The sequence below is a fragment of the Pseudomonas nitroreducens NBRC 12694 genome (assembly GCF_002091755.1).
GTDB lineage: Bacteria > Pseudomonadota > Gammaproteobacteria > Pseudomonadales > Pseudomonadaceae > Pseudomonas > Pseudomonas nitroreducens.
In genome coordinates this window covers 924,041-947,821 of the sequence record NZ_BDAI01000001.1, presented here as the reverse complement: position 1 = coordinate 947,821, position 23,781 = coordinate 924,041, and the positions used below count along the sequence as shown (strand labels likewise).

21 protein-coding genes and 3 tRNA genes are annotated in these 23,781 nt (G+C 65.4%); 9 read left to right on the top strand and 15 right to left on the bottom strand.

The genetic code is table 11. The features are described 5' to 3' along the window. Position 1: 1 nt before the first annotated feature. The 4 genes from mprF to PNI01S_RS04450 all read right to left on the bottom strand — a co-directional run bounded on the left by mprF (position 2) and on the right by PNI01S_RS04450 (position 3,257). Positions 2-2,635, bottom strand: a complete 2,634-nt coding sequence (gene mprF / locus PNI01S_RS04465) for a bifunctional lysylphosphatidylglycerol flippase/synthetase MprF (RefSeq protein WP_084357496.1) — start codon at positions 2,633-2,635, stop codon at positions 2-4. Positions 2,636-2,796: 161 nt separating this feature from the next. Continuing rightward, positions 2,797-2,873 (bottom strand) — tRNA-Met (locus tag PNI01S_RS04460). A gap of 115 nt (positions 2,874-2,988) precedes the next feature. After that, positions 2,989-3,065, bottom strand: a tRNA-Met gene (locus PNI01S_RS04455). A gap of 115 nt (positions 3,066-3,180) precedes the next feature. Next, positions 3,181-3,257: transfer RNA gene (locus PNI01S_RS04450), tRNA-Met, on the bottom strand. Positions 3,258-3,476: 219 nt separating this feature from the next. Between PNI01S_RS04450 and dinB the strand changes: the two genes are divergently transcribed. Next, entirely contained in the window at positions 3,477-4,535 is a 1,059-nt protein-coding gene (gene dinB, locus PNI01S_RS04445; protein ID WP_024766431.1) for a DNA polymerase IV, read from the top strand. 17 nt (positions 4,536-4,552) lie between these two features. Here dinB and PNI01S_RS04440 read toward each other — a convergent pair whose 3' ends face one another. The 4 genes from PNI01S_RS04440 to PNI01S_RS04425 all read right to left on the bottom strand — a co-directional run bounded on the left by PNI01S_RS04440 (position 4,553) and on the right by PNI01S_RS04425 (position 9,228). Further along, positions 4,553-4,951 carry an META domain-containing protein gene (locus tag PNI01S_RS04440; protein WP_024766432.1) on the bottom strand — a complete coding sequence of 133 codons (399 nt, stop codon included), beginning with the start codon at positions 4,949-4,951 and terminating at the stop codon, positions 4,553-4,555. Beyond that, complete coding sequence (locus tag PNI01S_RS04435) at positions 4,948-5,388, bottom strand: hypothetical protein (protein WP_024766433.1); 441 nt, start codon at positions 5,386-5,388, stop codon at positions 4,948-4,950. The genes PNI01S_RS04440 and PNI01S_RS04435 overlap by 4 nt, the downstream gene beginning before the upstream one ends. 62 nt (positions 5,389-5,450) lie before the next feature. Further along, positions 5,451-6,440, bottom strand: a complete 990-nt coding sequence (locus PNI01S_RS04430) for a 2-hydroxyacid dehydrogenase (protein WP_084357495.1) — start codon at positions 6,438-6,440, stop codon at positions 5,451-5,453. Between the two features lie 16 nt (positions 6,441-6,456). After that, a complete protein-coding gene (locus PNI01S_RS04425) occupies positions 6,457-9,228 on the bottom strand; it encodes a response regulator (RefSeq protein ID WP_084357494.1) in 2,772 nt (923 codons plus the stop codon). 127 nt (positions 9,229-9,355) lie between these two features. Here PNI01S_RS04425 and PNI01S_RS04420 point away from each other — a divergent pair, with 127 nt between their 5' ends. The 6 genes from PNI01S_RS04420 (at position 9,356) to mazG (ending at position 16,965) form a co-directional block, all read left to right on the top strand. Beyond that, complete coding sequence (locus PNI01S_RS04420; RefSeq protein ID WP_024766436.1) at positions 9,356-10,066, top strand: response regulator transcription factor; 711 nt, start codon at positions 9,356-9,358, stop codon at positions 10,064-10,066. A gap of 1 nt (position 10,067) precedes the next feature. After that, complete coding sequence (locus tag PNI01S_RS04415; protein WP_084357493.1) at positions 10,068-11,414, top strand: HAMP domain-containing sensor histidine kinase; 1,347 nt, start codon at positions 10,068-10,070, stop codon at positions 11,412-11,414. Between the two features lie 102 nt (positions 11,415-11,516). Further along, the gene (gene cysM / locus PNI01S_RS04410; protein WP_037010266.1) at positions 11,517-12,416 is read left to right on the top strand and encodes a cysteine synthase CysM; all 900 of its coding nucleotides are present in this window, start codon (positions 11,517-11,519) and stop codon (positions 12,414-12,416) included. A gap of 1 nt (position 12,417) precedes the next feature. Then, the gene (gene rlmD, locus PNI01S_RS04405; protein ID WP_084357492.1) at positions 12,418-13,788 is read left to right on the top strand and encodes a 23S rRNA (uracil(1939)-C(5))-methyltransferase RlmD; all 1,371 of its coding nucleotides are present in this window, start codon (positions 12,418-12,420) and stop codon (positions 13,786-13,788) included. Between the two features lie 92 nt (positions 13,789-13,880). Further along, positions 13,881-16,139 carry a GTP diphosphokinase gene (gene relA / locus PNI01S_RS04400; protein ID WP_024766440.1) on the top strand — a complete coding sequence of 753 codons (2,259 nt, stop codon included), beginning with the start codon at positions 13,881-13,883 and terminating at the stop codon, positions 16,137-16,139. Further along, positions 16,132-16,965 (top strand): nucleoside triphosphate pyrophosphohydrolase, encoded by an 834-nt coding sequence (gene mazG / locus PNI01S_RS04395; RefSeq protein WP_084357491.1) that lies wholly within the window; start codon positions 16,132-16,134, stop codon positions 16,963-16,965. The genes relA and mazG overlap by 8 nt, the downstream gene beginning before the upstream one ends. A 102-nt stretch (positions 16,966-17,067) precedes the next feature. Here mazG and PNI01S_RS04390 read toward each other — a convergent pair whose 3' ends face one another. Continuing rightward, the gene (locus PNI01S_RS04390) at positions 17,068-18,000 is read right to left on the bottom strand and encodes an aspartyl/asparaginyl beta-hydroxylase domain-containing protein (RefSeq protein ID WP_065086363.1); all 933 of its coding nucleotides are present in this window, start codon (positions 17,998-18,000) and stop codon (positions 17,068-17,070) included. A gap of 161 nt (positions 18,001-18,161) precedes the next feature. Here PNI01S_RS04390 and PNI01S_RS04385 point away from each other — a divergent pair, with 161 nt between their 5' ends. Then, a complete protein-coding gene (locus PNI01S_RS04385; protein ID WP_024766442.1) occupies positions 18,162-18,701 on the top strand; it encodes a DUF2058 domain-containing protein in 540 nt (179 codons plus the stop codon). A gap of 18 nt (positions 18,702-18,719) precedes the next feature. Here the strand turns inward: PNI01S_RS04385 and PNI01S_RS04380 are convergent, their stop codons facing one another. Both PNI01S_RS04380 and PNI01S_RS04375 read right to left on the bottom strand, forming a co-directional pair. Next, a complete protein-coding gene (locus tag PNI01S_RS04380; RefSeq protein WP_024766443.1) occupies positions 18,720-18,998 on the bottom strand; it encodes a Rho-binding antiterminator in 279 nt (92 codons plus the stop codon). Positions 18,999-19,009: 11 nt separating this feature from the next. Then, positions 19,010-19,231 carry a glutaredoxin family protein gene (locus PNI01S_RS04375; RefSeq protein WP_024766444.1) on the bottom strand — a complete coding sequence of 74 codons (222 nt, stop codon included), beginning with the start codon at positions 19,229-19,231 and terminating at the stop codon, positions 19,010-19,012. A 114-nt stretch (positions 19,232-19,345) separates the two neighbouring features. Here PNI01S_RS04375 and PNI01S_RS04370 point away from each other — a divergent pair, with 114 nt between their 5' ends. Next, positions 19,346-19,915: a MarR family winged helix-turn-helix transcriptional regulator gene (locus tag PNI01S_RS04370; protein WP_024766445.1), complete on the top strand. Its 570-nt coding sequence runs from the start codon at positions 19,346-19,348 to the stop codon at positions 19,913-19,915. Positions 19,916-19,987: 72 nt separating this feature from the next. Here the strand turns inward: PNI01S_RS04370 and PNI01S_RS04365 are convergent, their stop codons facing one another. The 4 genes from PNI01S_RS04365 to PNI01S_RS04350 all read right to left on the bottom strand — a co-directional run bounded on the left by PNI01S_RS04365 (position 19,988) and on the right by PNI01S_RS04350 (position 23,750). Then, positions 19,988-21,277, bottom strand: coding sequence for an outer membrane protein transport protein (locus PNI01S_RS04365; RefSeq protein WP_024766446.1), 1,290 nt, complete (start codon positions 21,275-21,277; stop codon positions 19,988-19,990). Between the two features lie 185 nt (positions 21,278-21,462). Next, the gene (locus PNI01S_RS04360) at positions 21,463-21,942 is read right to left on the bottom strand and encodes a hypothetical protein (RefSeq protein WP_084357490.1); all 480 of its coding nucleotides are present in this window, start codon (positions 21,940-21,942) and stop codon (positions 21,463-21,465) included. Between the two features lie 182 nt (positions 21,943-22,124). Next, positions 22,125-22,778, bottom strand: a complete 654-nt coding sequence (locus PNI01S_RS04355; protein ID WP_084357489.1) for a tetratricopeptide repeat protein — start codon at positions 22,776-22,778, stop codon at positions 22,125-22,127. A gap of 117 nt (positions 22,779-22,895) precedes the next feature. Further along, positions 22,896-23,750 carry a sulfurtransferase gene (locus PNI01S_RS04350; RefSeq protein WP_084357488.1) on the bottom strand — a complete coding sequence of 285 codons (855 nt, stop codon included), beginning with the start codon at positions 23,748-23,750 and terminating at the stop codon, positions 22,896-22,898. Positions 23,751-23,781 lie beyond the last annotated feature (31 nt).

The following is a 23,781-nucleotide window of genomic DNA, read 5'->3' as shown; positions in this document are numbered from 1 at the left end:
ATCAGCGTTTTACCAATCCACTCAGGCCGCCTGCGATGAGGGCGGCTGTGTCGGCCAGGGCCACCAGCGGATCCAGTCCGGCGGGCACGGCCAGGTAACGGGGTTCCCAGTCGGGCTGGAACTTGTCCTTGAAGCGACGCAGCCCCTGGAAGTTGTAGAACTGCTCACCCCGGCGAAACACCAGCGCGCCGAGACGTTGGGTCAGCGGGGCGCCGCGGCGCGGCTGCAAGCCGGCCAGGGGCACCATGCCGAGGCTGAAGCGGGTATGCCCGCTCTCCTTGTAATGCAGGATCAGGCCGAGCATGAGGAACTCCATGGTCAGCTTGGGCGCATCGGGGACGACGCGCATCAGGTCGATGCTCGCCAGTTCCTTGCCGGACGTTTCCAGCAGGTTGGCGAAAGCCACGGCGCGGCCCTGGAAACGGACCACGACGATGCGGAAATAGTGCAGGTATTCAGGGGTGAAGCGGCCGAGGGAGAAGCCTTTCTCGCGGACGTTCTTGCCGCCCAGCCAGGCATCGGAGATGGCGCGCAGCTCCTCCATCGGCGCCTGGCCGGCGTCGTGGAACTCCAGGCTGAGGCCGTCGCGCTGGCCGCGGTTCCAGGTGTAGCGCAGGTCTTTCATCTCCTTGCCCTTGCTCTCCAGGTCGAAGCGGCGCAGGTCGACCCGTGCTTCTTCGCCGAGCTTGAGCGCGGTCAGGCCGATATCCATGTACAGCGGCAGGTTCTCCGCTCGCACCTGGTAGAACACCGGGCGGGCGTGGTGCAGGTCGCAAAGGTCGCGGAATTGCCAGATCAGCTCCGCGCGGGCCTGTGCCGGGCCGATCGGATCGAACAGCGCCACCAGGCTGCGGCCGCGGCGGGCATACATCAGGAAGGCGTCGTTGCCCTCATGGAACAGCAGCGCCTTGTCGCCGGACAGGGCCAGGCCGCCGTCGGGCTGGGCGGAGTTGGACAGGATGCCGGCTGCGCTGTCCAGCTCCTCGCGTGTGGGCGCGTGGATCGCCGGCGGCGCGGTGCGCAGCAGCCAGTACAGCGCCAGGGCGGCCAGCAGCAGGCAACTGCCCAGGGCGGCGCGCAGGCCGCGCGGGGCATCGGCGTCCAGGGCGAACTGCCACCAGAGCTCATGGCTGTAAGGTACGTCCTGGTAGGCGAACAGCAGCAGCCAGATGGAAGCGGCGATGACGCACGCGGCTGCGCCCAGGTACAGCGGCGAGAAGGGCAGGTCCATCAGGCGGCTGCGACGATAGAAGGCGCTGCGGAAGATCACCAGCAGGGCGGCGGTGAAGCTGAGGATCAGGGCTTCTTCCCAGTCGAAGCCTTTAAGGAGCGACAAGGCAGCGCCGGCGATCAGCAGGCCGAGGGTCAGCGCCCAGGCAGCGGAGAGGCGACGGCGCAGACCATAGGCGAGCAGCAGGCAGAGCACGCCGATCAGGCTGGCGGCCAGGTGTGAGGCGTCGATCAGGCGGTGCGGGACGAGGAAGCCGACTTCGTCGAGGCGGGTATCGATGGACGGTGTAGCGCCGGAGAACAGCAGCACGATGCCGGAGATGAACACCAGCAGCGAGAGGATCTGCGCGGCAAAGCCGGAGGTGATCCGTACCGCCTGCTTGGCCACCAGGATGCGGCGTGCCTCGAGGAACAGCAGCAGCAGGCAGGCGACGATCAGCGGCAGTACGACATAGATCAGGCGATAGAGCAGCAGCGCCGCGGCGAGCGGTGCGGCACCCAGTTGCCCGGCGAAGGCGGCCAGCAGTACGGCCTCGAATACGCCGACGCCACCGGGGACGTGGCTGAGCACGCCAGCCGCCAGGGCGATCAGGTAGACCAGCAGGAAGGCGCCGAAGGGCGGGGCCTCGGGCAGCAGCAGATAGAGCACGGTGGCGGCAGCGGCAACGTCCAGCGCGGTGATCAGCAGTTGCAGCAGCGACAGCCGCAGGCCGGGCAGGCGCAGCGTGCGGCGGCCGACGCGAACCAGATGGCTGTCCGGCGAGGGTTGCTCCGGCAGGCGGCGACGTTCGATAGCCACCACCAGCAGCAGGCAGAAGGCGATGATGCCCAGCGCGAGGACAGCCACCAGCCACTGTGGCAGGTGCAGGGCCAGCGATGCGTCCGCGAGGTCGCTCAGCGCGGCCACGGCTGCCAGCACTGGCAAGGCGCAGCCCAGCGAGAGGCTGGCAAACAGGGTCATCAGCGCGACGTCGCCGGCGCCCAGTCCCAGCCGGGCATAGAGGCGATAGCGCACCGAACCGCCGGACAGCATCGACAGCCCCACGGCATTACCGATGGCAAAGGCGGAGAAGCCGCCGGTCAGCAGTGCCGGGGTGGGTAGTTTCACACCGGCGAAGCGGCTGGCCGACCATTCATAGCCGAGCAGGAAGATGAAGCCTACGACGGTGGCCGCGAACGCGCCGGCCAGCGCGGTGGTCGGCACATCGAGCAGGGCGTCGTGCAGGGAATAGGCGTCGATGTCGCGCAGCAGGTGGTAGCAGGCGATCAACGCCAGGCTGAACAGCACCAGGGTTACGCCCAGGCCGAGTGCCTGGCGGTTGGCGTTGATCCAGTCGAGCCATGCCGCTCGTGGCGAGGCTTCGTCGGGGGCAGGTGTATCGGGTGTGGCAGGGTTGGCGCTCATCGGGCACCTCTAACGATCCTGCGCGACAGAGTAGGGGCACTGTCGCGAATTCCCAAGTCCTTGGAGAGTATTTTCGTCATTCGGCTGGCGCCACCCGTACGTGGTTTTTTCTGCGCACAACGAAAAAAGCCACTCCTAAGAGTGGCTTTCTTCTTGATGTCTGGTTGCGGGAGCAGGATTTGAACCTACGACCTTCGGGTTATGAGCCCGACGAGCTACCAGACTGCTCCATCCCGCGGCGGCAATTCTACGGATATGAAGCCTCGTGTCAAACGATATTTCGTTTTCGATCAATAATTTAAATCGCGCGCAAACGAAAAAGGCCACTCCGAAGAGTGGCCTTTTCCTGTGTCTGGTTGCGGGAGCAGGATTTGAACCTACGACCTTCGGGTTATGAGCCCGACGAGCTACCAGACTGCTCCATCCCGCGCCGGCCATTCTACGTAAATGAAAGTCTCTGTCAATCGATATTTGTTCTGCGATCAAAAATTTAAATGACGCGCAAACGAAAAAGGCCACTCCGAAGAGTGGCCTTTTCCTGTATCTGGTTGCGGGAGCAGGATTTGAACCTACGACCTTCGGGTTATGAGCCCGACGAGCTACCAGACTGCTCCATCCCGCGACGCCCATTCTACGCCGGTGCGCCCGGGTGTCAATGAAAAAAGGGGAAAAGTGATTTTCTATCAGATATTTAGCCGCCAGGAATGGAATCGTCGCAGGGATCGACAAGGGTGATTTCCGCGGCTGTGGATAACCGGGACGGCAGGTTTTTGCATTACCATGGGCGGGTTTTCCGTCTTCTATAAAGGCGGTTTCCGTTGGTGATGCAGGCGCCTCCTTCGTGACTCGGCAGAGAAAGATCATCCACATCGATTGCGACTGCTTCTATGCCGCCATCGAGATGCGCGACGACCCCAGCCTCGCGGGCAAGCCGCTGGCCGTGGGCGGGTCACCGGACAAGCGTGGCGTGGTCGCGACCTGCAATTACGAGGCGCGTGCCTACGGCCTGCATTCGGCCATGGCCATGCGTACCGCCGTGAAACTCTGCCCGGACCTGACCATCGTCCGCCCGCGTATGGACGTCTATCGCGAGACCTCGCGGGACATCCACGCGATCTTCCGCGACTACACCGACCAGATCGAGCCGCTGTCCCTGGACGAGGCCTACCTCGACGTCAGCGACAGCGAGCGTTGCGGCGGCAGCGCCACACGTATTGCTCGAGAGATTCGCCAGCGCGTCTGGGAGACGCTGCACATCACCGTGTCTGCCGGGGTGGCGCCGAACAAGTTCATTGCCAAGATCGCCAGCGATTGGCGCAAGCCCAACGGCCTGTTCGTGGTCACCCCCGATGAGGTCGACGGTTTCGTCGCCGAACTGCCGGTGAAGAAGCTGCATGGCGTGGGCAAGGTCACCGCCGAGAAGCTGGCGCGCTTGGGCATCCGTACCTGCGCGGACCTGCGCGACTGGTCGCGGATCCAGTTGGCCAAGGAGTTCGGAAGTTTCGGCGAGCGGCTCTGGGGACTGTCGCGTGGCATTGACGAGCGCCCGGTGCAGGTGGACAGCCGGCGGCAATCGATCAGCGTGGAGAACACTTTCGACCAGGACCTGCCGGACCTGGCAGCCTGCCAGGAAGAATTGCCGTCACTGCTGGGTGAACTGGAGCGGCGCATGACGCGCCTGGACGCCAGCTATCGGCCGGGCAAGCCGTTCATCAAGCTGAAGTTCCACGACTTCACCCAGACTACCCTGGAGCAGGCCGGCGCCGCGCGGGATCTGGAAAGCTATCGGCTGCTGCTGGGGCAGGCCTTCCAGCGCGGCAACAAGGCGGTTCGGCTGATCGGTGTAGGCGTGCGCCTCGTCGATCTGCGCGGCGCCCACGAGCAATTGACGCTCTTCTAGCCCTGCCCGGAAGAGCCTCAGCCTTCCGGCCACAGGCGCATGGCGCGGCCGCTGGCCGGCCACAGGCGCAGTTCGCCTTCTTCGGTGATGTCCCAGCGCTGCACCTGGCCGAGCATCTTGAGGAACTGTTGTTCCTGCTCCATCACCAGATCGGCGCAGAGCTTGCGGGTGGCGCCCGGCTGGCCGAAGGTCAGCTGGTCGCCCTCGAGCTTGTAGCTGGCGAACCAGTGGTTGCAGCCGGCGCTGCCATAGGCGCGGCCGTTGCCGTCCAGGGTCAGGCTGATGTGGGTGTAGTCGATCAGCGGGCGCTCACCGATCCATTCCACACGGTAGTTCTGCTCGGCTTCGGGCACCGGCTTGCTGGCGCAGCCGGCCAGGGCCAGCGCAGCGCAAGCGCTGGCAATCAGGGTTTTCATGCGGTCTCCTTGCTCTGGCAATCCGGGCAAAGGTGGCGCTTGCCGGCCTTGGCCCATCCGAGTTCGGCGATGCGCGCTTCGGCGGCCGGCTGTTGGGCGGCCTTGCCGAGGGTGGCATCGACGGCGAATTCGAAGTCCAGTGTAGCCGCGCAACCGTCGCACTTGACCGTCCACTCGTGGATACCCAGTTCACGGAATGCCGGCCCCCTGGCCACGGCCATCCACTGCCCCGGCGGGTTGATCAGGTGGCGGACCTTTTCCACTTCCAGGGTCATGCTCAGGCTTTTGCTGCCCTTGAGGCTGACCAGCAGGGTGTCGCCGGCCTTGATCGAGCCGCCGATGCCGGTGACCTGGTAGCGGCCCGGGGTCAGCGCGCGGCACTCGTTAAGGGTGAATTGCGGGTTGAGCAGGGTGTAGCGGAAATCGTGCTGAGCCATGGGTCCTCCGGGAAAGCGCGGCATTCTAGGCGGCGCAGCGCCGGGATGCGAGGGGCAACTGATCAGCCTTCGACCCGATTGACCGGCCGGCCTGCCTGCCAGGCAGCGATGTTGGACAGGGTGGTCTGGGCGATCCCGGCCAGGGCTTCACGGGTCAGGAAAGCCTGGTGCGCGGTGATGATCACGTTGGGGAAGGTCAGCAGGCGCGCCAGCACATCGTCCTGCAGCGGCTGGTCGGAGCGGTCGGCGAAGAAGATGTCGGCTTCCTCTTCATAGACGTCCAGGCCGAGGTAGCCGAGCTGGCCGCTTTTCAGTGCCTCGATCAGCGCCGGGGTGTCCACCAGCGCGCCGCGGCCGGTGTTGATCAGCATCGAGCCGCGCTTCATGCGCGCGAGGCTCTGGGCATTGATCAGGTGTTTGGTGGCCTCGTTGAGCGGGCAGTGCAGGCTGATGATGTCGGACTGCGCGAGCAGTTCGTCCAGCTCGACGAAGCGCCCGCCCAGGGCCTCGATGGCGCGATTGGGATAGGGGTCGTAGGCCAGGATGTGGCAGCCGAAACCGCTCATGATGCGGGCGAAGACCTCGCCGATCTGCCCGCTGCCGATCACGCCCACGGTGCGCCCGTGCAGGTCGAAGCCGGTCAGGCCATGCAGAGAGAAGTCGCCTTCGCGGGTACGGTTGTAGGCGCGGTGCAGGTGCCGACATAGCGCCAGGACCAATCCCACGCCATGTTCAGCCACGGCGTGGGGCGAATAGGCCGGTACGCGCACCACGGCCAGCCCCAGCGCGTGGGCAGCGGCCAGGTCGACATGGTTGTAGCCGGCCGAGCGCAGGGCGATCAGTTTCGTGCCGCCGGCGGCCAGGTGCTCCAGCACCGGGCGTGACAGGTCGTCGTTGACGAAGGGGCAGACCACCTCGAAGCCCATGGCCAGGGCGACGGTGTCCAGGCGCAGCTGGGTCTGCTGGAAGTGCAGCTCGAAGCCGTGGCCGTGGTTGGCGGCGAGGAAGCTGTCGCGGTCGTAGGTCTGGTTGCTGAACAGGATGATGCGCATCGCTTGGATTCCGTCCTCAGTGCGGCTGGCCGGCCTCTGCTTCCAGCTGGCCCTCGGTCGCTTGTGCCAGTTCGGCTATGGCCATGTCGAGTTCATCCAGCGCGGCGGGGGCGTCCGGTTCGTTCTGCTTGAGCAGGGTTTCGGCGCGCTGGCAGGCGGCGCGCAGCATCGGCACGCCGCAGTAGCGGGTGGCGCCGTGCAGGCGGTGGATGCGCTCGAGCAGGGTGTTGCGGTCGTTGCGCTCGCGGGCCTGGCGAATCACCTGGCGGTCGGCGGACAGCGAGGCGAGCAGCATGCCGAGCATGTCGGCGGCCAGTTCCGGTTTGCCGGCGGCCAGGCGCAGGCCTTCCTCCGGGTCCAGGACGCTGAGCCCGTCGAGTTTTGATTCGGAGTGGCGCGGGCGTTCGTCACGCGGCTCGCCCAGCGCCAGGCCGGTCCACTTGAGGATCACCTGGACCAACTGGCGCTCGTCGATCGGCTTGGTCAGGTAATCGTCCATGCCGCCCTGCAGCAGGGCGCGCTTCTCGTTGGCCAGCGCGTGGGCGGTGAGGGCGATGATCGGCACGGGACTGACCTCGCGGTCGGCCTCCCAGTGGCGGATCGCCTCGGTGGCCTGGCGGCCGTCCATGATCGGCATCTGCACGTCCATGAAGACCAGGTCGAAGCGCTCGCGCTGCACGGCCTCGACGGCGGCGAGGCCGCTGTCCACGGCAGTCACTTGCGCGCCCATGTCGGTCAGCAGGGTCTTCACCAGCAACAGGTTGGCCGGGTTGTCATCGACGCAGAGCAGGTGCGGCGTGCGCTCGAGCCGGCCGTTGGCCGATTTGTCCTTGCGCAGGGGGCGCAGGTGCAGCAGTTCGTTCATCGCCTGTTGCAGCTTGCGCGTGCAGGCGGGCTTGCTCTGCACCTGGGCGTCGGGCAGCACGTCGTTGTAGTGCGCCTGCTCGATGGTCGGGCACAGCACCAGGCTCTTGCAGCCATGCTGTTCCAGCTCGCGGATGGACTGGCGCAGCGCCTCGGGCGGGTGTTCGGCGGCGGTCACGCCCAGCAGCGCCAGGGTGATCGGCGCCTTGTCCGACGGCCCGGCCAGCAGCGCCTTTTCCAGCGTGGCGAGGTCGGGGAACTCGGTGACTTCCAGGCCGCAGTCCTCCAACTGGTGGTGCAGCGCGGTGCGGGTCAGTTCATGGGGCTCGTACAGCGCCACGCGCAGGCCGCCGGCCATGGCGGGCGGCAGGTCGTCGCCGTCGTCGCGGGCCTTGGGCAGGTTGAGGCTGATCCAGAATTCCGAACCGTCGCCGGCGCTGCTTTCCACGCCGATCTCGCCACCCATCTGCTCGATCAGGCGCTTGGAGATCACCAGCCCCAGGCCAGTGCCGCCGGCCTGGCGCGAGAGCGAGTTGTCGGCCTGGCTGAAGGCCTGGAACAGGGCGCGCAGGTCGGCGTCGGTCAGCCCCACGCCGGTGTCCTGCACGCTGATGCGCAGTTGCGCGCGGTCGTCGCTCTCGTCTTCGAGCATGGCGCGTACGGCGATGCTGCCGTCGTGGGTGAACTTGATGGCGTTGCTCACCAGGTTGGTCAGCACCTGCTTCAGGCGCTGCGGGTCGCCCACCAGCTGCAGCGGGGTGTCGCGGTAGATCAGGCTGACCAGCTCCAGGTGCTTCTCGTGGGCGGCGGGGGCGAGGATGGTCAGGGTGTCCTGGATCAGTTCGCGCAGGTTGAACGGGATGTTCTCCAGCACCAGCTTGCCGGCCTCGATCTTCGAGAAGTCGAGGATTTCGTTGATGATCCCCAGCAGGCTTTCGGCGGACTTGTGGATGGTGCCCAGGTAGTCCTGCTGGCGCGTGGTCATCTCGCTCTTCTGCAGCAGGTTGGTGAAACCGAGGATGCCGTTGAGCGGGGTGCGGATCTCGTGGCTCATGTTGGCGAGGAACTCGGATTTGATCCGGCTCGCCTCCAGGGCTTCCTTGCGCGCCAGGTCCAGTTCGATGTTCTGGATCTCGATGGTCTCCAGGTTCTGCCGGACGTCCTCGGTGGCCTGGTCGATGTTGTGCTGCATTTCTTCCTGGGCGCTCTGCAGCGCCTCGGCCATGCGGTTGATGCCGCCGGCCAGCTCATCCAGTTCGTGGCTGCCCAATGCCGGCAGGCGGGTTTCCAGGCGGCCTTCCTTGAGCTGGGCTACGCCCTGGGCAATCTGCCCCAGCGGCGCATTGATCGCGCGGCTCATGCGCAGGGCGAGCAGGGCGGTGACGGCAAGCCCGGCGCCGATCAGCAGCAGGCTGGTGAACAGGCTGCGGTAGCCGCGCAGCAGGGTGCCGTGGTGGGACAGCTCCAGCTCGACCCAGCCCAGCAGCTTCTCGGCGTCATCGTCGGGGTCGCCGGAGAGGCTGCGGTGCTTGCCCAGCACCGGCAGGAGGAAGTGCGTGGTGTCCAGGTTGCTGGACATGCTCAGGTGCGAGCCGTCGCCGGAAGGAATGGGGGTGAGGATGCTGGGGCCGGCGTGGACCAGTTTCTCCCGGTCCGGGTTGAGGAAGGTCACGGCGCGTACGTCGGGTTGGTCCAGCGCTTCGTTGGCGATGCGTTCGAGCAGCTCTTTGTCGTGGTGGGCCATGGCCGGGGCTGACAGCGGCGCCAGTTGTTCGGCGATCAGCTGCCCACGCTCGATCAACTGGGCGTGCATGTCCGCCAGCTGCACCCAGGTGAAATAGCCGCCCAGCACCAGCGCCAGCAGGCTGGTGGGCAGCAGGGTGAGCAGCAGTACCCGACCCTTGATGCCGAGATCCTTGAACACGCGTTTCCTCCGATGCGTTTATCCCCGGCAGTGTAGCGGTTCGGGCCTGGGGCGGGAGCCCTTTGCCTTGCCGAGACGACGCGGAATCGTGAATACTTCGCGCAATTGCTAATCACTCTTATTTGATATGAATGCCATCGCTTCGTCCGGCCTGCGCCTGCTGACCATCGAGGACGACCCAACCCTGGGCGCCCACCTGTCGTCCCACCTGATCGAACGCGGTTTCGACGTCACCTGGTGCCAGGACGGCGACGAAGGCCTGGCCCAGGCTCGCCGCGGCGATTACGACCTGGTGCTGATGGATATCATGCTGCCCGGCACTGGCGGCCTGGATATCCTCCGCACCCTGCGTCGCGAGCGTGCGGTGCCGGTGATCCTGATGTCGGCCCTGGGCGCCGAGCAGGACCGTATCGCCGGCTTCTCCCAGGGCGCCGACGACTACCTGCCCAAGCCCTTCAGCCTCGCCGAGCTGAGCGTGCGGGTGGATGCAGTGCTGCGCCGCGTCGCGCTGGAACGCGGCAGCCAGTCCCTCGGCAGTACGGTCACCGGCCTGCAGATGGACCCGCAGAAGGACGACGTCGGGCTGGATGGCCAGTGGGCCGGTCTGACTGGCACCGAGTACCGCCTGCTGGAGACTTTCCTGGGTAGCCAGGGCGAGACTCTCAGCAAACCCTTCCTTTATCAGCACGTACTGCACCGCGCCTTCACCGCCCACGACCGCAGCCTGGACATGCACGTCAGCCACCTGCGCCGCAAGCTTCAGGCTATAGGCTACGCGCGCCACCAGTTGCACACCGTGTGGGGCAAAGGCTACGTCTTTGCAGAGGCCGAGGACTGACATGCCCGGCCGCCACTCGCTGTTCTGGAAGCTCGCCTTTGCCCTGGTGGTGCTGTGCCTGTCGGTGATCTGGCTGTCCTGGAACTGGGGCAAGCAGATGGAGCGCGACAGTTACAACCTCTCCGAGGATGCGCGGCGTGTCCTGGGTGGCTATGCCGAAGAGGCGCAGCAGGCCTGGCGTAGCGGCGGGGCGGCGGGCGTCGACAGCTGGCTGGCGGGGATGAGGCAGCGCGAGCCGGTGTGGATGGTGGTGGTGGACGGTCGCCTGCAGTCGCTGGGCACGCAGCCGTTGCCCATGGCTGAGGTGGCGCACCTGACCTTCCAGCGCGGGCTGGACTGGCCGGTAAGCTCGCGCTCGGTCAACCTGCCCTACATCGGCATCCCGTTTCCCGACGACCCGGCTGCCGGCCGCCTGGTGCTGCAGCTGCCGCAGCGCTTCCTCCCCGGTGGCCTGAGTTTCCTGCGCCAGTCCATCAGCCATGCACTGGTGCCGGCGATCCTCGCGCTGCTGCTCTGTGGGCTGATCTACCGGCATCTGGTACGCCCGCTGGGGCGTCTGCGCGAGCACGCCAATTCCTTGCAGGCGGATAACCTGGGCTCGGTCGCCGGCCCCGAACTGGTCACCCGCCGCGACGAACTGGGCGAGCTGGGCCGCGCGCTGGACCACATGGCCGAGCGCCTGCGCGGCCATGTCGGCCTGCAGCGCCAACTGTTGCGCGACCTGTCTCACGAACTGCGTACGCCACTGAGCCGCCTGCGCGTGGCAGGGGACAGTCCGATCAGCGAAACCGCGCTGCGTCAGCGCGTGGAGCGTGAGGTGGACGTGATGCAGCGACTGGTCGCCGATACGCTGGAACTGGCCTGGCTGGATACAGAGCGCCCGCGCGTGGAGCTGGAAGAGATCGACCTGCGTTCGCTGTGGTATCTGCTGGTGGACGACGCGCGCTTCGAGGCTGGCTGGAGTTCGGAGCGCTTCCTTTATCAGGTGCCGGCGGACTGCCGCGTGCGCGGTCATCTGAATGGGCTGGCCCAGGCGCTGGAAAATCTGTTGCGCAATGCCATCCGCCACTCCCCGGAGGAGGGGCATATCCGCTTGAGTGGCCGGCGCGAACCGAGCGGCTGGCACCTGTGGCTGGAGGACGATGGCCCGGGTGTGGCGGAAAGCGACCTGGAGCGTATCTTCCTGCCCTTCACCCGGCTCTCCGATGCCCGCACCGGCGAAGGTTTCGGCCTGGGCCTGAGCATCGCCCGCAGCTCGCTGCGCATGCAGGGTGGCGAACTCTGGGCGGATTGCGCCGACGCTGGTCTGCGCGTTCACCTGCGCCTGGCGGATGCGGCGGCGGCCTGAGGCGTGCCCCGGACCCTGAACACGGCTTGTTAGGAAGTTTCGTATGGCAGGGCGTCTTTTGCCGGTATCATAGGGCGCCCTGTTCCAGATCCGAGTGCCTCCATGACCGTGCAGTACCCGACTATCGCCGATTGCGTCGGCAATACCCCGCTGGTGCGCCTGCAGCGCCTGGCCGGGGAAACCTCCAACACCCTGCTGGTGAAACTCGAGGGTAACAACCCCGCGGGTTCGGTGAAGGATCGCCCGGCGCTGTCGATGATCACCCGTGCCGAACTGCGCGGCGACATCAAGCCCGGCGACACGCTGATCGAGGCCACCTCCGGCAACACCGGCATCGCCCTGGCGATGGCCGCGGCGATCAAGGGTTACCGCATGATCCTGATCATGCCCGACAACTCCACCGCCGAGCGCAAGGCCGCGATGACCGCCTACGGCGCCGAGCTGATCCTGGTGACCAAGGAGCAGGGCATGGAAGGCGCCCGCGACCTCGCCGACCAGATGGCGCGCGAAGGGCAGGGGAAGGTGCTCGACCAGTTCGCCAACGGCGACAACCCGATCGCCCATTACCATTCCACTGGCCCGGAAATCTGGCAGCAGACTGGCGGTGAGATCACTCATTTCGTCAGCTCCATGGGCACTACCGGCACCATCATGGGCGTGTCGCGCTACCTCAAGGAGCAGAACCCCAACGTGCAGATCGTCGGCCTGCAGCCGATGGAAGGCTCGGCCATCCCCGGCATCCGTCGCTGGCCGCAGGAATACCTGCCGAAGATCTTCGACGCCACCCGCGTCGACCGCGTCGTCGACATGCAGCAAACCGAAGCCGAGGACGTGATGCGCCGCCTGGCTCGCGAAGAAGGCATTTTCTGCGGCGTGTCCTCCGGCGGTGCGGTGGCGGCCATGCTGCGTCTCTCGCGCGAACTGGAAAACGCGACCCTGGTGGCGATCATCTGCGACCGTGGCGACCGTTACCTGTCCTCGGGCGTGTTCGACGCCAACTGACATGGCCAAACAACGATCCGGCCTGCGCTTCCAGCCCAGCGGTGGCGCCCGCAGCCCCGGGGTACCCGTGGGCAAGAAGCAGCGCCTGAACATCGAGCGCCTGGCCCATGACGGCCGCGGCATTGCCCACGCCGACGGGCGCACCTGGTTCGTCGCCGGCGCCTTGCCGGGCGAAGCGGTGGAAGCCCGTGTGCTGTCGGCACGCGCGCAGATCGTCGACGCCCGCAGCGAACGCCTCTTCAGCACCGCCGCCAACCGTCGCACCGAGCCTTGCCCGGTAGCCGGCACCTGCGGCGGCTGCAGCCTGCAGCACCTGCCCCACGCCGATCAGCTGGCGCTCAAGCAGCGCACCCTGGCCGAGCAGCTGGAGCGTTTCTCCGGCCTGGTTCCGCAAGAGTGGGCCGCGCCGTTGGTCGGCCCCGAATTCGGCTACCGGCGCCGTGCTCGCCTCGCCGTGCGCTGGGACGTCAAGGCCAAGCGCCTGGACGTCGGCTTCCGCGCGGCTGCCAGCCAGGCCATCGTCGCCTTCGACGACTGCCTGGTGCTGGTGCCCGAGCTGCAGGTTCTCGCTCGCGAGTTGCCGGCGCTGCTGCGCGGCTTCGCCAAGCCGCAGTCGCTGGGCCATGTCGAGCTGTTCCACGGCACCTCCAGCGCGCTGCTGCTACGGCATATCGAACCTTTGTCCGATAGCGATCGCGCGCGACTGCTGGAATTCTGTTCGGCACGGGATGTGCAACTGTGGTTGCAGGGCGACGGCGAGCCGACACTCTGTTCCAGCGGCGCAGAAAACGGCGGGAACCGGGAGCTCGGCTTCCGGCTCGAAGCCTGGAATCTGACCCTGGCCTACCGGCCCGGCGACTTCGTGCAGGTGAACGAGCCGGTGAACGAGGCGATGGTCGCCCAGGCGCTGGACTGGCTGAAGCCCGGCAGCGACGAGCGCGTGCTGGACCTGTTCTGTGGCCTGGGCAACTTCGCCCTGCCGCTGGCGCGCCAGGTGCGCGAAGTAGTGGGCGTGGAAGGTGTGCAGACCATGGTCGAGCGTGCTGCTGCCAATGCCCATGCCAACGGGCTGGCCAACACCCGGTTCCATCAGGCGGACCTGACGAAACCGCTTGCCGAAGCCCCCTGGGCGGCGGAGGATTTCACCGCCGTGCTGCTCGATCCTCCGCGTGACGGAGCCTTCGAACCGGCGCGGCAGATGCGTTCACTGGGCGCGGAGCGGGTACTCTATGTGTCCTGCAACCCGGCGACCCTGGCGCGCGACGCTGGCGAACTGGCCCGACAGGGCTATCGCCTGAAGCGCGCCGGCATCCTCGACATGTTCCCGCAGACGGCCCATGTCGAGGCCATGGCTTTGTTCGAGGCAGGCTAGGAAGGCCTGCGCAATCCGACCGGCTCAAGCAAGAAGAAAGGCCGGCGCAGTGAGCGGTGTGTTGTGGCGCACCGTGGGGAAGGGTAGACACGATGGTACAGGTGAGAGCGCATCAGCCGGTCAACACGGACGGCAGCATCAATCTCGAGGCCTGGCTGGACCATGTCCAGACCCTGGTCCCGGGCCTGGATCGCCAGGTCCTGCTGGAAGCCTGCGAGTTCGCTCGCGAGGTGGAAGACAGGGCTGTCAGCACGGCTGACAACTCCTGGGCGGATGGCACTTCCAGCTTCCAGACGGGGCTGGAGATCGCCGAGATCCTGGCGGACCTGAAGCTCGACCAGGAGTCCCTGGTCGCCGCGGTGATCTACCGTGGCGTGCGCGAGGGCAAGGTCAAGCTCGAGGACGTGGCGCAGCGCTTCGGCCCTGTCGTCGCCAAGCTGATCGAAGGCGTGCTGCGCATGGCTGCGATCAGTACCAGCCTCAGCCCTCGGCAGTCGCTGGTGCTCGGCACCCAGGCGCAGATCGAGAACCTGCGCAAGATGCTGGTGGCCATGGTCGACGACGTCCGCGTCGCGCTGATCAAGCTGGCCGAGCGGACCTGCGCGATCCGTGCGGTGAAGAACGGCGACGAAGAGAAGCGCATGCGCGTCGCCCGAGAAGTCTTCGACATCTACGCCCCGCTGGCCCACCGCCTCGGCATCGGCCACATCAAGTGGGAGCTGGAGGATCTGTCCTTCCGCTACCTGGAACCCGACCAATACAAGCAGATCGCCAAACTGCTGCACGAGCGCCGGCTGGACCGCGAGCAGTACATCGCTACTGTTATGCAGCAGCTCAAGGATGCCCTGGCCGCCACCGGCATCAAGGCCGACCTGTCCGGACGCGCCAAGCACATCTATTCCATCTGGCGGAAGATGCAGCGCAAGGGCCTGGACTTCAGCCAGATCTATGACGTGCGCGCCGTGCGCGTGCTGGTGCCGGAAATGCGCGACTGCTACACCGCGCTGGGCATCGTGCACACCCTGTGGCGCCACATCCCCAAGGAATTCGACGACTACATCGCCAACCCCAAGGAAAACGGCTACCGCTCGCTGCACACCGCGGTGATCGGCCCCGAGGGCAAGGTGCTGGAAGTGCAGATCCGCACCCACGCGATGCACGAGGAAGCCGAACTGGGCGTCTGCGCGCACTGGCGCTACAAGGGCACCGACGTCAAGGCCAGCTCCAACCACTACGAAGAGAAGATTTCCTGGCTGCGCCAGGTGCTCGAATGGCACGAGGAACTGGGCGACATCGGCGGCCTGGCCGAGCAGTTGCGGGTGGATATCGAGCCCGACCGGGTCTACGTCTTCACTCCCGACGGCCACGCCATCGACCTGCCCAAGGGCTCCACGCCGCTGGACTTCGCCTACCGCGTGCACACCGAGGTCGGTCACAACTGCCGTGGCGCCAAGATCAACGGCCGCATCGTGCCGCTGAACTACAGCCTACAGACCGGCGAGCAGGTGGAAATCATCACCGGCAAGCAGAGTGGGCCGAGCCGCGACTGGCTGAACCAGAACCTGGGCTACGTCACCACATCGCGGGCGCGAGCCAAGATCGTCCACTGGTTCAAGCTGCAGGCGCGCGACCAGAACGTCGCCGCCGGCAAGGCCATGCTCGAGCGCGAACTCGGCCGCCTGGCTCTGCCGCCGGTGGACTTCGAAAAGCTCGCCGAGAAGGCCAACTACAAGACCGGCGAAGACCTGTTCGCCGCCCTGGGCGCCGGCGATCTGCGCCTGGCCCACGTGGTCAACTACGCGCAGCAACTGGTCGAGCCCGAGCGCGGGAACGAGCAGCTCGAACTCATCCCGCGCAAGCCGAGCAAGATCGGCCATGGCAAGCGCGGCGACATCCAGATCCAGGGCGTCGGCAACCTGCTCACGCAGATGGCCGGCTGCTGCCAGCCGCTGCCGGGCGACCCGATCGTCGGCTACATCACCCTCGGCCGCGGCGTGACCATCCACCGGCAGGACTGCGCCACCGCACTGCAACTGGCCGGGCGCGAGCCGGAGCGGATCATCCAGGTCAGCTGGGGCCCGGTGCCGGTCAGCACCTACCCGGTGGATATCGTCATCCGCGCCTACGACCGTTCCGGCCTGTTGCGCGACGTCTCGCAGATGCTGCTCAACGAGCGCATCAACGTGCTGGCGGTGAATACCCGCTCGGACAAGGAAGACAACACCGCGATCATGCGCCTGACCATCGAGATTCCAGGTCTCGATTCGCTGGGCCGCCTGCTGGCGCGCATCTCCCAGTTGCCCAACATCATCGAGGCGCGGCGTGATCGCGCGGGTGCCAAGGATGCGTAAGCTCGAAGACCTGCTGTACCTCATGGCCCGCCTGCGTGACCCGCAGAACGGTTGCCCCTGGGACCTCAAGCAGAGCTATGCGACCATCGTCCCCTACACCCTCGAGGAAGCCTATGAGGTCGCTGATGCCATCGAGCGCGGCGACTTCGACCACCTGCGCGAGGAGTTGGGCGACCTGCTCTTCCAGGTCGTCTACTACGCGCAGCTGGCTCGGGAAGAGGGCCGCTTCGAGTTCGACGCAGTGGTCGACGGCATTACCACCAAGCTGATTCGCCGCCATCCCCATGTCTTCCCTGATGGCGACCTCTACGGCGAGCCGGACCCAGCGAAGCTGGAGGAAGCGGCGGTCAAGCAGCGTTGGGAAGAGTTGAAAGCCGAGGAGCGCGCCGCCAAGGCCGCGGAGCCGGTGCAGTTGTCGCTGCTGGACGATGTGCCCAACGCGCTGCCAGCGTTGAGCCGCGCTGCCAAGCTGCAGAAGCGCGCCTCCCAGGTCGGCTTCGACTGGGCCGACGCGCTGCCGGTGGTGGACAAGGTTCGCGAGGAGCTGGACGAAGTGCTCGAAGCGATGGCCGGCGGCGACACCGAAGCCCAGGCTGAGGAAGTGGGCGATCTGTTGTTCGTGGTGGTCAACCTGGCGCGCAAGCTCAAGGTCGATCCGGAAACCGCCCTGCGCGCCGCCAATGCCAAGTTCGAGCGCCGGTTCCGCTATATCGAGACGGCCTTGCGCGACCAAGGACGTACGCTGGAAGACAGCAACCTGGAAGAGATGGACGAACTGTGGGGCGCTGCCAAGCGTGACGAGAAGAATCCGCTCAGCTGTGGATAAGTGCTGCCTCCGTTGAATTGGCGCCCATGAAAAAGCCCCGCGATTGCGGGGCTTTTTATTTCTCTTCGTAGGAGCGAGCTGTTGGCGCGTGGTGTCTGCTCGTCAGCCGAACAGCCAGCGCAGGATCAGCACCAGCAGCACCACTGCCAGCACCGGGCGGCCAATACGGTAGGCCTTGGGATAGGCGCGCTTGAACACCTTCACCTTGCTGCCCACGGCGTCGCCGAGGCGAATCAGTACCGAGTAGGCCTGGTTGATCCCGCCGACGCGCTCGCCCTCGACGTTCTGCGGCGCCGTGGCGCGGCCGAGGAAGGCACTGACGCGGCGGTTGACGCGGGTCAGCAGCGGCGACTTGAGCGGTCGCTCGATGTCGCAGAAGAGGATCAGGCGCGACTCGTCCGTCTCGTTCTTCACCCAGTGAACGAAGGTCTCGTCGAACATCACGTCCTGGCCATCGCGCCAGGCGTAGGGCTGCCCGTCGACGAAGATGCGGCAGTCGTCGGAGTTCGGTGTGGCCAGGCCCAAGTGATAGCGCAGCGATCCGCCGTAGGGGTCGCGGTGCTTGTTCAGGTGGCTGCGTGGCGGCAGGCGGGTGAACATCGCACCCTTGACGTTGGGGATGCTGCTCACCAGTTCCACGGTCTTCGGGCACAGCTGCTGCGCCGAGGGCAGGGGGCCGTCGTACCAGGTCAGATAGAAGCGGGTCCAGCCCTTCTTGAAGAAGGAGCCGAAACCGGCTTCGTTGTTGTTCAGGGCGTCGCGGATGTAGCCCTCATCGAAGAGTTTCTCGGCTTCCTCGCGGATCGTCTGCCAGTTGTCGCGCAGCTTGTCGAGCTCGGGGAAGCGCTCGCGGTCCAGGTACGGCTTGGACGGTACGCTGGAGTTCAGGTACATCAGCGAGTTGTAGGGGGCGAACCACGCCGAGTGGTTCACCACCTGGCGGAGGAAGGGCAGGCGCACCTTGCCGCGCAGGTGCACGTAGAGAATGGCGATGAGGAAAATGGCCAGTATCGCGAGAACGATGAGCTTCAGCATGGAGGTAACGAGTCCGCTCCAGATGAGTGAATTCGAGCCAGGCACTTGCGCTGCGCTGGCACAGGCCCGAGGATTATACCCCCTGAGGACAGTCCCGCAGCACCTATGCGTTGGTCTGGGAGTTGTCCTGCATCAATTGGGCTGTTGGAGAGCCTTGATTCATGAGCATGTCATTGCGTGATCAGTTGCTGAAAGCCGGGCTGGTCAACGAGAAGCAGGCCAAGCAGGCCGGCAAGCAGAAGCAGAAACAGCAGCGCCTGGAGCACAAGAACCAGGTGGCCAAGGACGACAGTCAGCGTCAGGCTGCCTTGCAGGCCCAGGCCGAGAAACAGGCTCGCGACGCCGAACTGAACCGCCAGCAGCAGGAAAAGGCCGAGAAGAAGGCCAAGGCTGCGCAGATCAAGCAACTGATCGAGGGCACGCGCCTGCCCAAGCTGGAGTCGGACGACTACTACAACTTCGTCGACAACAAGAAGGTCAAGCGCATCGCGGTCAACGACCTGATCCGCGATAAGCTCAGTCGCGGCAGCCTGGCCATCGTCAGCTACGACGGCCGCTACGAGATCGTCCCGCGTGATGCCGCACTGCGCATCCAGGAACGCGACGAGCGCCGTATCATCCTGCTCAGCGAGCCCAGCGGCGAACCGGACGAGGACGATCCGTACAAGGATTACGTGGTGCCCGACGATCTCATGTGGTGAGGTTGCGGAGGTCCGGTTTCAGGCGGGGCCCAGCTGCACCCTGCCGAACTGCGCCGTCGCCGACAACGGCGTGATGGCGCGCAGGCGGTCCAGCCGGAACTCCCGGCTGGCATCGTCCACTCGCACTTCCAGATATTCCTCCAGCGATCCGTCCACAGTTCGCCGCGTGTGCGTGGTGAAGGCCTGGGCATCGAACGCCAGGCCGTCACGCAACTCGATACGCAGCCAGTAGCGGTAGAGGCAGGCGATTTCCAGGTAGTCATGGAGATCGCAATGCAACGGCTGGTAGTCGCTCATCTCGCCAAGCCTTATTTCAGGTCAGCCAATGCCGCGCCGAAGTTCAGGTGCAGCACCTGCCCATCGACCACCAGCGCCGGTACGGATTTCACCCCGGCGGCCTCGGCTTCGGCCACACGCGGCTGCTCGCCCAGGTGCACCACTTCGACTTCGCGGTTCAGCAGCGGCAGCAGTGCCCGCTCTGCTTCGATGCAGACAGGGCAACCGGCATGATAGTAAACGGCTTTGTTCATGTTCCTTCTCCTGATCAATTATGTATCGATTCGATACCTTTTCAGTCTGCGAGCGAGATGGACCTTCTGTCAAACTGGTTTTTGATCGATACTATCTATCGGGAGGATTAGCCCATGACCGATACGACCCTGTACGACTACCTCGAACGCATTGCCAGCCTGATGCGCGCCTGGGCTCGTGAGCAGCCGCTGATGGCGGATCTGCAGCCGATCCAATTGAGCGCGCTCAATTACCTGGCGCGCTGCAACCGCTATTCGAATACGCCGCTGGGGGTGACGGATTTCCTCGGGCTGACCAAGGGCACGGTCTCCCAGTCGCTCAAGGCATTGGAGGCCAAGGGGCTGATCGAGAAACGCCCGGATGCCCAGGACCGCCGTAGCGTGCACCTCGAGCTGACTCGGGAGGGCAGGGGGCTGATCGATGCACTGGTGCCGCCGGATTTCCTGCGTCGCGCAGAGGAAGCGCTGGGGGAGCGTAGCGAACTGCTGGTCTCGCTGTTGCGGGAATTACTGGCAACCGTGCAGCGTCAGGAAGACGTGCCGGGCTTCGGTCTTTGCCGTACTTGCCGCTTCCACCAGAAACTGGACGGCGGTGGATTGTGTGGTCTGACCGGGGAGCGGCTGGAGAGCGGCGAGGGCGAGCAGATCTGCCGCGAGCATGCCGAGCCCGATCAAGTGGCCTGATGTCCACTGAGCCGATTCGCGGGCAAGAAAAAGCCGGGCATGAGCCCGGCTTTTCGTTACGCCGCGGCGCTATCAGAAGCGATAGGTCATCTGCGCGGTCAGGCCGTGGGCGCTGTTGTCATACTTGGCGCTGTAGGCCGGCTGCAGTTGCAGGCCTGCCAGTTCCTGGCCGTCCGGCTGGTTTACGCCGGCGGTGGATTCCCACAGGTAGGCGTAGGCGACATCGATGGTCATGTCGGCATTGGGCGAGTAACCGGCGCCCAGGGTGAAGATCTTGCGATCGCCCACCGGGATGCGCACGTTGCGGTGCTCGTTGGTGGTCGGCGACGGATCGTAGGCGAAGCCGGTACGCAGCACCCACTGGTCGTTCCACTGATAGGAGGTACCGATGGCGGCCGACCAGGTGTCGTGCCAGCTCAGGTCTTCGCCGATGGTGTCGAAGGAAGAGATCGGGGCGCCGGTGTTCTGCACTTCGATGGACTTCAGACGGCTCCAGCGCGTCCAGGTGGTGCCACCGTAGACAGTCCAACGGTCATCCAGCTTCTGGGTGAGGGACAGGTCCAGGGACTCGGGCAGGGTGATGTCCAGGCTGGCATCCATGCGCGAATCGAACAGGCCGGCCGGCGAGTTGGAGACGGTGGTGTGGCCCTTGAGCTCGTACTTCACCTTGGAGTGGTAGGTGGCGCCGATGGAGGTGCTCTCGGTCGGGGTGACCAGTACGCCGACGTTGAAGCCGGCGGCGGTGTCGTCGCCCTTGATGCTGATCTTGGTGTCGTCGCCGTTACCGCCCAGGGCGCCGTTCAGCGCGCCGGTGTTCAGGTAGTTTTCCAGCTTGCCGTCGATGCGGTTGATGGTCGGGCCGAAGCCGACGGATACCACGTCGTTGAACTTGTAGCTGATGGTCGGCTGGACGGTGATGACCTGGACCTTGCTGTAGGAACCGTGGGAGCGGCCCTGGAAGCCACTTTCGTAGTCGTTGATGATGCCGTACGGCACATAGATGCCGAGGCCGACGCTGACCTTGTCATCCAGCGGAGTGGCGAAGTAGCCGAAGGGCACGGCGGCCAGAGGGACGGAGTCGCCCTTGTTGGAGCCGGAGGCAGTGCTGTGTGCGTCACTGATGTCGTCCTTGGCGGAAACAACGGCGAGACCGCCGCTGACTTCAGTACGCTTGAGCTTGGACAGGCCGGCCGGGTTGCCGTAGATGGTGCTGGCGTCCAATGCCGAAGAAGCACGGCCCGCGTAAGCGGTGCCGGCGCCGCTGGCGCTCTGCTCGTTGATGGCGATGCCGTTGGCCAGGGCCTGGGCAGAGGCAGCGCTAATGGTCAGGGCTAGGGTGGTCTTGAGCCATGTTGTTTTCATTGTAAGAGCAACTCCTGTGTTTATCGGCGCGCAAGCTACCAAGATTCCCGGGTCTTGGGTAGTGGTTGGCAGGCGCTCTACCTTGGGCTTCAGGGCTCAAACGAGCGTTCCATCTGAATGATGTCCGTTCGTCGCTGTATGTAAATAATTTCTGACCGATCGGTCACGCTTCGGGTACGGAAGTACTAGGCGACTCGACTTAAATTGCCGACATAGCTGTGCCAGGCGTCGACGAAGTCGTGGAGGCGCCCGTGAGGGTGGAACACCTGGCGCCAGATGCGGGCCAGTTCCATGGGGTCGTCCGCCGGTGGCAGGGAAAGGTGTTCCGCCTCGACCAGCATCCAGGCAATGGCCGTGCTGTAACGCAGGTTGACCGTCAGTTCGAGATGCGGTGCGTCGAGGAAAGCATGCTGGCTGGCCAGCCCCCGGACGCGGCTGGCCAGCTCGGGGTCCAGCGCCAGGAATCCATCCCAGAGCGTCTGGTGCCGCTGCTCACCGATGCGATACAACCCGTGGCCATGGCTGTCATCGAGGGCGCTCCCCAGCGCCGACTGACAGGCTGCTGCCCCCAGCAGCAGCGATTCGGCCGCGATACTGTGGCGCCCCAGGTAGTGCAGGGTGGGGCGGATCACATACTGGCAGAGATCGTTCGCGGCGATTCCCATGACATCCTCGTCATCAATGACCGGCGGGGCTGGGCGTCTTGGCAGCTTCTGATGATTATCCTCGGCCCCGCCGGAAGCGGACTTAGCCGCTCGAATTGAAGTGTAGTGCGATGAATGTGATGTAAAGGACTGTTTTTAAATTGTTTAGTCGGCGCCGCTTTCCTTCATATTCCTTCTGGCGATTAGATGCTCGGCGGTAACTCCGGCATCGCAGCGAGCTTTTCCGCTGCCTCTTCGTGGCCCTTTTCCGCCGCCTTCCGGTACCAGGAGCGCGCCTGCGCGGGGTTCTTCGCCACGCCGCGGCCCTTGGCGTAGCTCTCCGCTACCTGGAACTCGGCGTCCACATCCCCTTGCTCGGCCGACTGCAGGTAAAGGGCGAAAGCCTTCTTGTAGCTGCGGGTCACGCCGGTGCCGTTCTCGTACATGATTGCCAGGTTGAACTGGGCGTCCTTGTCGCCCTGGTCGACGGCTTTCTGATACCAGTACACCGCCTTGGCCGAGTCCTGCTCGACGCCGTCGCCGTTGTCGTAGGCGTTACCCAGGTTGTACTGGGCACAGGCATGGCCCTGCCTGGCGGCCTTTTCGTACCAGTAGGCGGCCTTCTCATAGTCCTGGTCGTACTCGTCGCTACCGGAGTCGTATTCCAGGCCGAGCGTGTACTGCGCACTGGCGTGGCCAGCCTTGGCGGCTTTCACCAGGTCGTCGCCATAGAGGTCGGACCACTGGTCCTGGATTTCACAGGGGGTGGCTTCGAGCTCGGTGGCGTAGGCCGGGGCAATGCTGCACAGGCCAAGCAGCAGGCTGGCGAGCAGGGTCTGGTGGATGCGCGAGGGCATGGGGGATCACTCCTTTGAAGATTGGGCACGAGTCTGACGGATGCCCTTACACCTATCCATGAGAACGGAAGACGCTGGTGTGACGCGTCTTCCGCTTTTATTGCCGGAAGTGGGCAATCAGTCGCCTGTTGCCACCGGGCGCCGCGCATCGGTGATCCATTCACTCCAGGAGCCCGCATACAAGCGACCCAGCGGGTAGCCAGCCAGGCTCAGTGCGAACAGGTTGTGGCAGGCGGTGACGCCGGAGCCGCAGTAGGCCACCAGATCCTCGGCCGGGCGGCCGCGCAGCAGCCCGGCGAAGCGCTGGTGCAGGTGCTCGGGGCGCAGGAAACGGCCGTCATTGCCCAGGTTGTCGGTGAAGGCCGCGCACTGGGCGCCGGGAATGTGCCCGGCCACCGGATCGATGGGCTCCACCTCGCCACGGAAGCGCGGCAGGCCGCGGGCGTCGATCAGCGGCAGCTCGGCGTCGCCGAGTTTGCTGGCCAGTTCGCTGGCACTGATCAACAGGCTGTTGTCCGGCTGGCCCTCGAAGTCGCCGGGTCGCACCGGCGTTTCGGCGGTAGTCAGGCGCTGGCCGGCGTTGCGCCAGGCACTCAGGCCGCCATCGAGCAGATAGACGCCCTCGCTCTTGCCCAGCCACAGCAATAGCCACCAGGCGCGGGCGGCGAAGGCGCCGGGGCCATCGTCATACAGCACCACTTCGCTGTCGGCATTCAGCCCCCAGCCACGCAGCTTCTCCAGCAGGTGCTGCGGGTCAGGCAACGGATGGCGGCCCGTTACACCCGGCCGCACCGGGGCGGAGAGGTCGCGGTTGAGATCGGCGAAATGCGCGCCGGGAATATGATTCTCCTGGTAGCTGCGTGCGCCGTAGGCCGGGTCTTCGAGGGCGAAGCGGCAGTCGAGGAGGACGAGGTTCGGGTCATCGAGGCGGGCGGCCAGTTGCTCGGGCGTGAGCAGGCGGGCTTGGGTCATGGGCGCGTTCCTGTGTCGTGACGGGGCCGAA

Coding starts and splice junctions, on each gene's coding strand:
- mazG (WP_084357491.1), top strand. CDS start 16,132: ATGCGTAAGCTCGAAGACCTGCTGTACCTCATGGCCCGCCTGCGTGAC.
- PNI01S_RS04390 (WP_065086363.1), bottom strand. CDS start 18,000: ATGCTGAAGCTCATCGTTCTCGCGATACTGGCCATTTTCCTCATCGCC.
- PNI01S_RS04350 (WP_084357488.1), bottom strand. CDS start 23,750: ATGACCCAAGCCCGCCTGCTCACGCCCGAGCAACTGGCCGCCCGCCTC.
- PNI01S_RS04375 (WP_024766444.1), bottom strand. CDS start 19,231: ATGAACAAAGCCGTTTACTATCATGCCGGTTGCCCTGTCTGCATCGAA.
- mprF (WP_084357496.1), bottom strand. CDS start 2,635: ATGAGCGCCAACCCTGCCACACCCGATACACCTGCCCCCGACGAAGCC.
- PNI01S_RS04370 (WP_024766445.1), top strand. CDS start 19,346: ATGACCGATACGACCCTGTACGACTACCTCGAACGCATTGCCAGCCTG.
- PNI01S_RS04440 (WP_024766432.1), bottom strand. CDS start 4,951: ATGAAAACCCTGATTGCCAGCGCTTGCGCTGCGCTGGCCCTGGCCGGC.
- PNI01S_RS04420 (WP_024766436.1), top strand. CDS start 9,356: ATGAATGCCATCGCTTCGTCCGGCCTGCGCCTGCTGACCATCGAGGAC.
- PNI01S_RS04360 (WP_084357490.1), bottom strand. CDS start 21,942: ATGGGAATCGCCGCGAACGATCTCTGCCAGTATGTGATCCGCCCCACC.
- PNI01S_RS04430 (WP_084357495.1), bottom strand. CDS start 6,440: ATGCGCATCATCCTGTTCAGCAACCAGACCTACGACCGCGACAGCTTC.
- PNI01S_RS04380 (WP_024766443.1), bottom strand. CDS start 18,998: ATGAGCGACTACCAGCCGTTGCATTGCGATCTCCATGACTACCTGGAA.
- PNI01S_RS04355 (WP_084357489.1), bottom strand. CDS start 22,778: ATGCCCTCGCGCATCCACCAGACCCTGCTCGCCAGCCTGCTGCTTGGC.
- rlmD (WP_084357492.1), top strand. CDS start 12,418: ATGGCCAAACAACGATCCGGCCTGCGCTTCCAGCCCAGCGGTGGCGCC.
- cysM (WP_037010266.1), top strand. CDS start 11,517: ATGACCGTGCAGTACCCGACTATCGCCGATTGCGTCGGCAATACCCCG.
- PNI01S_RS04435 (WP_024766433.1), bottom strand. CDS start 5,388: ATGGCTCAGCACGATTTCCGCTACACCCTGCTCAACCCGCAATTCACC.
- PNI01S_RS04385 (WP_024766442.1), top strand. CDS start 18,162: ATGAGCATGTCATTGCGTGATCAGTTGCTGAAAGCCGGGCTGGTCAAC.
- relA (WP_024766440.1), top strand. CDS start 13,881: ATGGTACAGGTGAGAGCGCATCAGCCGGTCAACACGGACGGCAGCATC.
- PNI01S_RS04415 (WP_084357493.1), top strand. CDS start 10,068: ATGCCCGGCCGCCACTCGCTGTTCTGGAAGCTCGCCTTTGCCCTGGTG.
- PNI01S_RS04365 (WP_024766446.1), bottom strand. CDS start 21,277: ATGAAAACAACATGGCTCAAGACCACCCTAGCCCTGACCATTAGCGCT.